The 10983-nt window shown below is 70.6% G+C and carries 11 protein-coding genes and 1 pseudogene; 4 read left to right on the top strand and 8 right to left on the bottom strand.

Annotated features, from left to right (window positions below):
• Positions 1–2 precede the first annotated feature (2 nt).
• Genes AB0C75_RS09330 through AB0C75_RS09365 form a run of 8 tightly spaced genes read right to left on the bottom strand, consistent with a single transcriptional unit; the run spans position 3 to position 6703 of the window.
• Entirely contained in the window at positions 3–2003 is a 2001-nt protein-coding gene (locus tag AB0C75_RS09330) for an NADH-quinone oxidoreductase subunit L (protein WP_362888633.1), read from the bottom strand.
• A complete protein-coding gene (nuoK, locus tag AB0C75_RS09335; RefSeq protein ID WP_362888635.1) occupies positions 2000–2443 on the bottom strand; it encodes an NADH-quinone oxidoreductase subunit NuoK in 444 nt (147 codons plus the stop codon). The genes AB0C75_RS09330 and nuoK overlap by 4 nt, the downstream gene beginning before the upstream one ends.
• Positions 2443–3075, bottom strand: a complete 633-nt coding sequence (locus tag AB0C75_RS09340) for an NADH-quinone oxidoreductase subunit J (RefSeq protein ID WP_362888637.1) — start codon at positions 3073–3075, stop codon at positions 2443–2445. Before AB0C75_RS09340 ends, nuoK begins: the two co-directional genes overlap by 1 nt.
• Positions 3072–3692, bottom strand: coding sequence for an NADH-quinone oxidoreductase subunit I (locus tag AB0C75_RS09345; RefSeq protein ID WP_362888639.1), 621 nt, complete (start codon positions 3690–3692; stop codon positions 3072–3074). Before AB0C75_RS09345 ends, AB0C75_RS09340 begins: the two co-directional genes overlap by 4 nt.
• Positions 3692–4660 carry a complex I subunit 1 family protein gene (locus tag AB0C75_RS09350; protein ID WP_362888641.1) on the bottom strand — a complete coding sequence of 323 codons (969 nt, stop codon included), beginning with the start codon at positions 4658–4660 and terminating at the stop codon, positions 3692–3694. The genes AB0C75_RS09345 and AB0C75_RS09350 overlap by 1 nt, the downstream gene beginning before the upstream one ends.
• The gene (locus tag AB0C75_RS09355) at positions 4657–5634 is read right to left on the bottom strand and encodes an NADH-quinone oxidoreductase subunit C (RefSeq protein WP_362888643.1); all 978 of its coding nucleotides are present in this window, start codon (positions 5632–5634) and stop codon (positions 4657–4659) included. The genes AB0C75_RS09350 and AB0C75_RS09355 overlap by 4 nt, the downstream gene beginning before the upstream one ends.
• Positions 5631–6311, bottom strand: coding sequence for an NADH-quinone oxidoreductase subunit B family protein (locus AB0C75_RS09360; protein WP_362888645.1), 681 nt, complete (start codon positions 6309–6311; stop codon positions 5631–5633). Before AB0C75_RS09360 ends, AB0C75_RS09355 begins: the two co-directional genes overlap by 4 nt.
• Entirely contained in the window at positions 6302–6703 is a 402-nt protein-coding gene (locus AB0C75_RS09365) for an NADH-quinone oxidoreductase subunit A (RefSeq protein WP_362888647.1), read from the bottom strand. Before AB0C75_RS09365 ends, AB0C75_RS09360 begins: the two co-directional genes overlap by 10 nt.
• 216 nt (positions 6704–6919) lie before the next feature.
• On the opposite strand from AB0C75_RS09365, the gene AB0C75_RS09370 reads away from it, so the two are divergent.
• The 4 genes and pseudogenes from AB0C75_RS09370 to AB0C75_RS09385 all read left to right on the top strand — a co-directional run.
• Positions 6920–8131 (top strand): sensor domain-containing protein, encoded by a 1212-nt coding sequence (locus tag AB0C75_RS09370; RefSeq protein WP_362888649.1) that lies wholly within the window; start codon positions 6920–6922, stop codon positions 8129–8131.
• Positions 8132–8282: 151 nt separating this feature from the next.
• Complete coding sequence (locus AB0C75_RS09375; protein ID WP_362888651.1) at positions 8283–9635, top strand: sensor domain-containing protein; 1353 nt, start codon at positions 8283–8285, stop codon at positions 9633–9635.
• A 240-nt stretch (positions 9636–9875) separates the two neighbouring features.
• Positions 9876–10535 carry a response regulator transcription factor gene (locus AB0C75_RS09380; RefSeq protein WP_362888678.1) on the top strand — a complete coding sequence of 220 codons (660 nt, stop codon included), beginning with the start codon at positions 9876–9878 and terminating at the stop codon, positions 10533–10535.
• 233 nt (positions 10536–10768) lie between these two features.
• Positions 10769–10983: pseudogene (locus AB0C75_RS09385) on the top strand (2-oxoglutarate ferredoxin oxidoreductase subunit alpha); the annotation flags it as partial.

Here is a 10983-nt window from a genome sequence, read left to right on the forward strand (position 1 = left end):
GTTCACGCCCCGGCGTAGACGTTGGCAAAGACGACGGCGGCGATCGCCAGGACAAGGGTTCCGGCGAGCAGCGCGCCGAGGTAGGTCTGCACGTTGCCGGTCTGGGCGCGGCGGATCAGCGTGCCGAGTCCACGGGCGACGCTGCCCGCGCCGCGTACATAGGTGTCGACGACCTCACGGTCCAGGAAGCGGACGAGCCGTGCGGCGGCCCCCACGGGGCGGACGAACAGCGCCGTGTACAGCGCGTCCAGGTGGAAGCCGGTGACCGCGTGGCGGTGCAGCGGGCCGAGCAGGAGCCTGCCGGGGTCCGAGGGGTCCGGGGCGTCCGCGACCGTGCCGTACGCGGCGGTGTGCGAGGTGATGGCCTCCGCCTCGACCAGCGCTGGCTCGGCCTGGGGGTGGGCGGCGACCGCTCCGACCGGGGGGCGGTCGGCGAGCACCGTGGTGTGGCGCCATGCCCCGTAGGTGACGAGTCCGCCGACGAGCCCGACCCCGGTGGACAGGACGGCGGTCGTCAGGGAGGGGGTGAGGCTCTGTCCGTCGAACCAGTCGGTGAGGACGCCGGTGGTGAGACCGAAAGCGATGGTGGGGACGGCGAGGACCCAGAGGACGGAGGTCATCGCGGCGGGCTGCCTGCCGTGGTCGGGGGTCTCGGGGCCGCGTCCGCGGAAGGCGAGGAGCCACAGTCGGGTGGCGTAGGCGGCGGTGAGGACCGCGGCGGCGAGTCCGGCGACGAGGACCGTCCAGCCGGCCGCGGCCGGGGCGATGTCGCGGTCCCCGAAGGCGGTGTGCTCGGCGGCGACGAGGACGGCTTCCTTGGAGAAGAAGCCGGCGAACGGAGGGATGGCGGCGAGCGCCAGGAGGGCGACGGTCATCGTCCAGTAGGCGTCGGGGATGCGCTTGGTCAGTCCGCCCATACGGGACATGGCGGCGAGCGAGTTGGTTCCCGCCGCGTGGATGACGACACCCGCCGCGAGGAAGAGGACGGCCTTGAACGCACCGTGCGACAGGAGGTGGAAGACGGCGGCCCCTCGGTCGCCGACGGCCAGGGCGCCGGACATGTAGCCGAGCTGGCCGATCGTCGAGTACGCGAGGACACGCTTGATGTCGTCCTGTGCGAGCGCGGCGAGCCCGGAGCCGACCATCGTGACGGCCGCCATGACGGCGAGGACGACGAGGGCGGCGCCGGAGGCGGCGAAGACGGGGAGGAGCCGGGCCACGAAGTAGATGCCGGCGGCGACCATCGTCGCGGCGTGGATGAGCGCGGATACGGGGGTGGGGCCGGCCATCGCGTCGGGCAGCCAGGTGTGCAGGGGGAACTGCGCGGACTTGCCCGCGACCCCGGCGAGGAGCAGCAGTGCGATGAGGGTGGGGTGGTCGAGTCCGCCGTTGGTGACGGCGGCCAGGATCCCGGTGATGCGGAAGGTGCCTGTGTCGGCGGCGAGCGCGAACAGGCCGATGAGGAAGGGCACATCGCCGAGCTTGGTGACGAGGAAGGCCTTGAGGGACGCCGCGCGGGCCTCGGGGGTCTCCCAGTAGTGGCCGACGAGGAAGTACGAGCAGATGCCCATGATCTCCCAGCCGACCAGGAGCACCATGAGGTCGCCGGAGTAGACGACGAGCAGCATCGCGGAGGTGAAGAGCGAGACGAGTGCCGCGTACGAGGGGTAGCGGGCGTCGTCCTTGAGATAGGCCGTCGAGTAGATCTGCACGCAGGTCGCGACGAGCCCGACGAGCACGGCGACGAGCACGGCGAAGCCGTCCAGGTGCAGGGCGAGATCGATGGGGACCGAGCCGGTGGGGGTCAGTTGGGTCGCGGCGTCGATGGCCCGGCCACCGCCCTGGCGTGCGGCGACGACGGCGGCGATGACGGCGGCCGTGAGGGTCGGCAGGACGGCGAGGGGGCGGACGAAGCCGGGCGCCCTCCTGCCCAGGAGCAGTCCCGCGACGGCGCCAAGGAAGGGGAGGAGGGGGACGAGGACGGCGAGGGTCGTGATGGTCACGGGGTGGCCTCTGCCTTCTTTGCCTTCCCTGCCGGAGCAGTGGCCTGGTCTGCGGGGGTGTCCCGGGCGCCGCCTGCGCCGACGGCACCGTCGACACTGTCGGCACCGTCGTCGGGGAGGTTTTCGGCGTCGTCGGTCTCAGCGGTGTCGCGGAGGCGGTCGACGTCCGAGCTGCCGCGGTTGCGGTACACGGCCAGGACGATCGCGAGGCCGATACCGATCTCGGCCGCGGCGATGGCGATCGTGAAGAGGGTGAGCGCCTGGCCCGCGTGGAGCGCGTCGCGGAGCCAGACGTCGAAGGCGACCAGGTTGAGGTTGACGGCGTTGAGCATGAGCTCGACGGACATCAGGACGAGGATCGCGTTGCGCCGGGCGAGTACCCCGTACAACCCGATGCAGAAGAGGAGGACGGCGAGGACGGCCGGATAGGCGAGGTGCATCAGCTCTTGTCCTCCCCGTTCGCGGCTGCCGGCTGTTCCTGCCCCTGCCCGGCCCGGTCCGCCAGGCCCACCGGGCCCACCGAGTCGGCCTGGCGGTCCTTGCGGGACAGGACGATCGCGCCCACGAGCGCGGCGAGCAACAGGACGGAGAGCGCCTCGAAGGGGAGCACCCAGTTCCGGAAGAGGAACTCTCCGGAGGCCTTGGTGGAGCCCTGGGCGGGGCCGTCCAGGTCGATCCAGGTCGTACGGAAGGCGTCCACGACGACCCAGACGAGGGCGGCAGCGGAGGCGACGGAAGCGGCGAGCGCGATCCACCGGTTGCCTGAATCGGCGTCCGGGGAACGGCCGATGGGGGCTCTGGTCAGCATCAGCCCGAAGAGGAGGAGGACCACGATGGAACCGACGTAGATCAGGACCTGCACCCAGGCGATGAACTCGGCCGTGAGGAGCAGGTACTCCACCGCGATGCCGCCGAGCGCCACGACCAGCCAGAGGGCCGCGTGCACGAGTTGCTTGGTCGTGACGGTGATGAGGGCCGCGCCGAGGGTGACGAGGCCGACCAGGAGGAAGGCGATCTCGACGCCGGTCGGTGAGAGGAAGCCGGGATGGCCGGCAGCAGCAGCGAGGGTCACTCCTGGCCCTCCTGTTCCGGCCGGTCCGGCCGGTCCGGCCGGTCCTCAGACGCGGCTTCCGCGGCTGCCGCAGCCTCTGCGGCCTCTGCGGCCTCCTTGGCCTGGAGTTTGTCGGCCGTCTTGCGGGCGGCGGCGATCTCCTTGGGCTCCTCGGCTCCAGGGTCGAGCGCGGGCGGCTCGGGAACAGTCCACATCCACTCACGGAGCTTGTCGCGCTCGTGGGTGAGCTCGTGGATGTCCGTCTCCGCGTACTCGAACTCGGGTGACCAGAACAGCGCGTCGAAAGGACAGACCTCGATGCAGATACCGCAGTACATGCACAGGGCGAAGTCGATCGCGAAGCGGTCCAGGACGTTGCGGCTGCGCTCGCGGCCACCGGGGGCGGCCGGAGGCACCGTCTCCTTGTGGGAGTCGATGTAGATGCACCAGTCGGGGCATTCACGGGCGCAGAGCATGCAGACCGTGCAGTTCTCCTCGAACAGTCCGATGACGCCCCTGGTGCGGGGCGGCAGTTCGGGCTGGACGTCCGGATACTGCGCGGTGACCGTGCGCTTCGTCATGGTCCGCAGGGTGACGGCGAGACCCTTGGCCAGGCCTGAGCCGGGGATCGGGGGCACTAGTTGATCGCCACCTTCACGATGCCGGTGAGCGCGATCTGCGCGAGAGCGAGGGGGATGAGCGTGGTCCAGGCGAGCTTCTGCAACTGGTCCTCGCGCAGCCGGGGATAGGTGACCCGGAGCCAGATGACGACGAACGCGAGGACGCCGGTCTTGAGCAGGGTCCAGACCCAGCCGAGCCCGTCACCGCCGAGCGGTCCGTGCCATCCGCCGAGGAAGAGGACGGTGGTCAGACCGCACAGGACGACGATCCCGGCATACTCAGCGAGCAGGAACAGCGCGAACCTGAGGCCGGTGTACTCCGTGTACGCCCCGAAGATGATCTCCGAGTCGGCGACCGGCATGTCGAAGGGCGGGCGCTGGAGTTCGGCGAGTCCCGCCACGAAGAAGACCAGCGCACCGACGATCTGCCAGGGCAGCCACCACCACTCGAAGGCGTCGAGGATACCGGGGAGCGAGACGGTGCCGGCCGCCATGGCCACGGAGGCCGCGGCGAGCAGCATCGGCAGTTCGTAGGCCAGGAGTTGCGCGGCGGTACGGAGGCCGCCGAGGAGGGAGAACTTGTTGGCCGATGCCCAGCCCGCCATCAGCGAGCCGAGCACGCCGACGCCCATGACGGCCAGCACGAAGAAGATGCCCGCGTCGATGACCTGGCCGACCGCGCCTTCGCCGGGGCCGATCGGGATGACCACGATGACGAGGAGGTACGGGAGCAGGGCTACGGCGGGTGCCAGCTGGAAGATGCGGCGGTCCGCCTCGGCGGGCACGACGTCTTCCTTCTGCGCGAACTTCACCCCGTCCGCGACGAGCTGGGCCCAGCCGTGGAAGCCACCCGCGTACATGGGGCCCAGGCGGCCCTGCATATGGGCCATCACCTTGTGCTCGGCCTGCCCCACGACGAGCGGGAGCACCATGAACACGGCGAAGACGATGACGAGGCGGAGGGCGACGTCGAGTACGTCGTTCACGCGGTATCGCCTCCGGCGGGGGTGTCGGGTTCACCGGGCTTGCTGGATTCACCGGATGCGCCGGGTTCACCGGATTGGCCAGGTCCGCCGGATCGGCCGGGCTCACCGGGCGGTTCTTCGAATGCCGGACGGGCGTCGTGCCACGGTGCGTCCGGCGGGGTCGTCGGCGGCTGCTGGCTCGCCGAGCCCTGGGAGGCGCTGCGGGCGCGACGTGGGCGTGACGGTTCCTCCGCCGCCGCGGTGCCCTCGGCCGACGGGGTTGCCTCGCTCGCGCTGCGGGACCGGCGTGCCGGGCGGTCGCCCGCCGCGCGCGCTCCCCGGGCCGGGCGCGCCGGTGCGGGCGGGAGCTGCCCCTTGAGCGGCCCCCATTCGTTGGGGTCGGGCACCCCGGGCGGCAGCATGGTGCGCCGCTTCGGCCCGCCGTGCTCGGACTCGCCCGGCTCCTTCGCCCCCGGCCAGGCCTTGGCGACCCGGGCTGCCAGGACGAAGTCCTTGCGCAGCGGATGACCCTCGAAGCTCTCCGGCAGCAGCAGCGGCACCAGATGGGGGTGGTCGTCGAAGCCGATCCCGAACATCTCGTGCGTCTCGCGCTCGTGCCACTCGGCGCCCGCGTAGACAGCGACGGCGGTGGGCAGGGTGGCCGCGTCGTGCGGGACGGTCGTACGCACCAGCAGGCGTCGGACCGTGCCGCCGCCGACGGCCGCGACATGGGCGCAGACGCGGAAGCCCGTGCCCGGTTCGTCGACGGCGCTCAGCCAGTCGAAGTAGGTACAGGCCAGCTCGTCGCGTGCCGTCCGGAGCGCGGCGGTCCAGGAGCCGGCGGGGACGTCGACCGTCAACAGGTCGTAGGCGTACGCGGCGGTGGCCTCGTCGCCGAAGACGTCGGTGACGGCCTCGGGCAGCCGGGCGTAGGCCTCCGAGGCCGAGGAGGCGGAGACGGAGGAGGAGGCGGAGACGGAGTCCGGTGAGGTCACTTCGCCTCCTCCCCCGATGCCTTCGCGTCCTTCGCGTCCTTCGGGGCCTTCGGGGCCTTCGCGTCCTTCGGGGCCTCGACGAGACCGCTGCGGAGCGCGGCGGCCGAGGGCCGGGCCGTGTCCTGCGTGCTGTAGCGCTCGGCGAGCGACTCCCGGGCGATCTTCTCCTGGAGCTTGAGGATGCCCTGGAGGAGCGCCTCGGGCCGGGGCGGGCAGCCGGGCACATAGACATCGACGGGAATGATCTGGTCGACGCCCTTCGTCACGGAGTACGAATCCCAGTACGGCCCGCCGCAGTTGGAACAGGCGCCGAAGGAGATGACGTACTTCGGCTCGGGCATCTGCTCGTAGAGCCGCTTCACCGCCGGGGCCATCTTGTCCGTCACCGTGCCGGACACGACCATCAGGTCGGCCTGCCGTGGGCCGGGCGCGAAGGGGATGACGCCGAGCCGGATGAAGTCGTGCCGTGCCATGGAGGCGGCGATGAACTCGATGGCGCAGCAGGCGAGTCCGAAGTTGAAGACCCAGAGGCTGTAGCGGCGGCCCCAGTTGAGGACCACCTTCATCGGTTCGGGCGCGAGCCGGGACAGCACGCCGAGCTTCTTCGGCTCGGGCAGCGTCGTCGGGTCGGGCAGTGACACGGGGGGTTCGGGGTTCGGCCGGCTCGTCACGCCCATTCGAGGACGCCCTTCTTCCATGCGTAGAGCAGTCCCACGGCCAGGAAACCGAGGAAGATGAACATCTCCACCAGCGTCGTCGCCCCGTATCCGGGGGCCGCGAACACCGTCGCCCACGGGAACAGGAAGATCGAGTCGACGGCGAAGATCACGTACAGGAAGGCGTACACGTAATAGCGAACCTGGGTGTGGGCCCAGCCCTCGCCCACGGGGTCGACACCGCACTCGTACGTGAGGAGTTTCTCCGGCGTCGGGACCACGGGCCTCAGCAGCTTGCCGGCCCCGAAGGCGACGGCGACGAAGAGCACGCCGACCAGGGCGAGCAGTCCGACCACTGAGTAGCTCTGGAAGTAGTCCGACGCGAGAACGTTCGGATCCGGTACGTCCGCCACGTCCGCCCCCTCGCTCCCTCAACCTGTTCGACGGTCTGTACGCACGGGAGTCTAGGCCCTGTTAAAGAGACCGTAAGCAGCCCCGTCGCACAACAGGCGGGGCAGGAGGTGACAGGAGAGGCGCGACGCAGGGCGGACGCGGGGTGGGGTTATCCCTACCCGGCCTCACCCACGAACCCCATGGCGTGGGCGGGCCCGGCCCGGCACGCTGGTCGTATGACCATGAGCCCCTCCCTGCCGGACCCCGACCGGCCGCCGCCCGCGCGCTTCGCCTTCGACCGGTGGACGTGGAAGGAGATCGCGTTTCTCCTCGCCAATCTCCCGATGGCGATCGTCGGGTTCGCGTACACGGTGGTCGTGGTCTCCGTGGGCGCCGCACTCTCCGTCACCGTGATCGGGCTGCCGCTGCTCGCACTCGGGCTGCAAGGTGCCCGCGGCCTCGGCCGGGCCGAGCGCGGGCGGGCGCGGAAGCTGTTGGGGGTGCGGATCGAGGAGCCGAGCCCCATGCCGCGCGGCCGTCGGGGCCGGGGCTTCTTCACCTGGCTGTGGTCGTGGCTGAAGGACCCGGTGGGCTGGCGGGCGTTGCTGTACGCGTTCATCCGGCTGCCGTGGGGTGTGGCGACGTTCGCCGTGACCCTGGTGAGCCTGTTCGTCCTCTGGCCCGTGCTGCCCTATCTCGCGCGCGGGATGGTGAACGTGGACCGGGCGATGGTGCGGGGGCTGCTCCCGCCCTCCGACGAGTTGGAGCACAGGATCGCCGAGCTGGAGTCGGACCGGGGCGTGGTCGTGGACACGGCCGCGGCTGACCTGCGCCGTATCGAACGCGACCTCCACGACGGAGCCCAGGCCCGCCTCGTCGCCCTCGCCATGGGTCTGGGGCTGGCGAAGGAGAAGCTCACCGACGACCCCGAAGCCGCGGCCCGCATGGTCGACGAGGCACACGGCGAGGTCAAGGTCGCCCTCCAGGAACTCCGCGACCTCGCACGCGGCATCCACCCCGCCGTCCTCACCGACCGAGGCCTCGACGCCGCACTCTCCGCCATCGCATCCCGCTGCACCGTCCCCGTCGAGGTGACTGTGCAGCTGTCCGGCCGGCCGGCCGAGGCCATCGAGGGCATCGCCTACTTCACGGTCTCCGAACTCCTCCAGAACGTCAGCAAGCACAGCCGCGCCAGGTCGGCGTCGGTCGGCGTATGGCGGTCGGGCGACCGGCTCATGCTCCAGGTCAGCGACAACGGGGTGGGCGGTGCGCGGCTCGACGGCGGTACGGGCATGTCGGGGCTGGCTGAGCGGCTGGGCGCGGTCGACGGGCTGTTCGTCCTGGACTCCCCCGAGGGCGGCCCCACCACGGTCACCGCGGAGCTGCCCTGGCGTGACCGCCTGCCCGCCGGAACCGGGGCAGGTGCCGAACGGGCCGGTGCGGCATGACATCACCACGTGCGGGGTGGGGAAAACCCCCTGCCGGATACGGAGACCCACCTCATGGCGCGGAGACCCCCGGCACAGCAGTCTTGAGATATCAGCCGTTGTATCGGCCCGCGGGGAGTTCCCGCTCAGAAGAAACGGACGGACGCCACTGATGGCCACGGCATACGGACCGGACACGCGGGACCAGCACAGGCCCGGTACCGGGTCGGGGGACCACCCGCCGGCGAAACACGTCTTCCCCGCGGCACTGCGCGCCCCCTTCGAGGCACGTACGTGGCGCGAGCTGGCCTATGTGTTCCTGAGCCTGCCGATCAGCGTGGTGCTCTTCAGCTTCGCGGTCACCATGACGTCCCTGGGTCTCGGACTGCTGATCACCTTCCTCGGCATTCCGGTGCTCGCCGCCACCCTCGGCATGTGCCGGGGCTTCGGTGTCATGGAGCGTGGCAGGGCGCGCGGGCTGCTGAAGCTGGACGTCGCGGAGCCCGCGCCGGTGCGCGGGAAGGGCGGCCTGATGTCCTGGGTCGGCGCGGCGCTGAAGAGCGGGGTGTCCTGGCGGCATCTCCTCTACTCGGTGCTGCACCTGCCGTGGGCGGTGTTCGCGTTCACCGTCGCCGTGATGTTCTGGTCGTACGGCTGGGCGGCGTTCACCTATCCGCTGTGGCGCTGGGTCTTCCCGGCGTACGTGGGTGTCGACGGCATCCAGCTCTACGGCGACAACACGCACCAGGTCTACCTCGACTCGCCCTTCGAGCTGGCCGTCACCTGCGCCATCGGCCTGGCGCTCGTCCTGATCACTCCATGGGTCATCCGCACCCTGGTGTTCGTGGACCGGGCGATGGTCCTGGGCCTGCTCAGCCCTTCCCGGCTGGCCACCAGGGTCTCGGAGCTGGAGTCGGACCGGGGCGTGGTCGTGGACACGGCCGCCGCTGACCTGCGCCGTATCGAACGCGACCTGCACGACGGAGCCCAGGCCCGCCTCGTCGCCCTCGCCATGGACCTCGGCCTGGCGAAGGAGAAGCTCACCGACGACCCCGAGGCCGCGGCCCGCATGGTCGACGAGGCACACGGCGAGGTCAAGGTCGCCCTCCAGGAACTCCGCGACCTCGCACGCGGCATCCACCCCGCCGTCCTCACCGACCGAGGCCTCGACGCCGCACTCTCCGCCATCGCATCCCGCTGCACCGTCCCCGTCAACGTGACCGTGGACCTGGAGTCGCGGCCGGCGCAGGCCATCGAGGGCATCGCCTACTTCACGGTCTCCGAACTCCTCCAGAACGTCAGCAAGCATGCCCGGGCCACCCGGGCCACCGTCGACGTGTGGCGGGTGGCCGACCGGCTGATGCTCCAGGTCGGGGACGACGGCCGCGGCGGAGCCGGTACGGCGACGGGCAGCGGGCTGGCCGGGCTGGCCGAGCGGCTGGGCGCTGTGGACGGCATCCTCGTCGTCGACTCCCCCACCGGCGGCCCGACGACCGTCACGGCCGAGCTGCCCTGGCGCGGCTGACCGAACGCCGGGCTGACCTGACCGGGCGCGGGCTGTCCCGGACGAAGGACACCCGCCACGAGTGCCCCGGCCGCCGTCACGGCGGCCGGGGCACCCTGGCGCGTCGGGTCCCGGCCGAACCGCTGGTGTACGGCCCATCGGGGCCCCGATGCTGGGATGCTGGACACACAGGCGGCTGTGCGAACAGCGGCGTACACAGGGAACACGGACAGTGGGGGACACAACGTCGTGGAGGAAAGAGTGCGGGTCGTCATCGCCGAGGATTCGGTGCTGCTCCGGGAAGGGCTCACCCGGCTGCTGACCGATCTCGGGCACGATGTCGTCGCGGGGGTCGGGGATGCCGAGGCGCTGATCAAGACGGTGGACGACCTCGCGGGCCAGGACGCCCTGCCGGACGTGGTGGTCGCGGACGTACGGATGCCGCCGACCCATACCGACGAGGGTGTCCGGGCAGCGGTGCGGCTGCGCAAGGACCACCCGGGCGTCGGGGTGCTGGTGCTCTCCCAGTACGTCGAGGAGCAGTACGCCACCGAACTGCTGGCCGGCAGCAGCCGCGGGGTCGGGTATCTGCTCAAGGACCGGGTCGCCGAGGTCAGGGAGTTCGTGGACGCCGTCGTGCGGGTGGCGCAGGGCGGTACCGCCCTGGACCCCGAAGTGGTGGCTCAGCTCCTGGGCCGCAGCCGCAAGCAGGACGTCCTGGCAGGGCTCACGCCGCGCGAGCGGGAGGTCCTCGGCCTGATGGCTGAGGGGCGTACGAATTCAGCCGTCGCCCGGCAGCTCGTGGTCAGCGACGGAGCGGTGGAGAAGCACGTCAGCAACATCTTTCTCAAACTCGGCCTGTCCCCCAGTGATGGGGATCACCGACGCGTTCTCGCCGTTCTCACTTATCTGAACTCATGACGAAGCGATGATCTACTCACGATGATCCGGATGATCCGCCGGCAGCGAGGGCGGATCGTCCGGTGACCGATGGATCCGGAAAAATATGGCAAAGCGTGATGCATTCAAGTATCGAAAACGCGTCCGCCATATGACCGGTCCGAGGAAGGCGACCCTTACAGAAGTAGGGTGGGGCCTGGACCGCCGGCGGGCCGGCCGGTCCCGAGCCGCCGCCCCGAGGGAGGTCCAGTTCAGTGACCAGCCAGGTCAGTAGCCCAGCCGGAAAGTCCGATGAGGCCAACGAGGCTGTCGTCGGGGAGCAGCGAGCCCCGCGCATTGATCGTGCGGGTACCGCCGAGAAGGAAATCCGTCGCCTGGACCGGGTGATCATCCGTTTCGCGGGTGACTCGGGTGATGGTATGCAGTTGACGGGTGACCGGTTCACGTCGGAGACGGCGTCGTTCGGGAA

Origin of the sequence: Streptomyces sp. NPDC048565, assembly GCF_040650935.1 — a bacterium.
Lineage (GTDB): Bacteria > Actinomycetota > Actinomycetes > Streptomycetales > Streptomycetaceae > Streptomyces.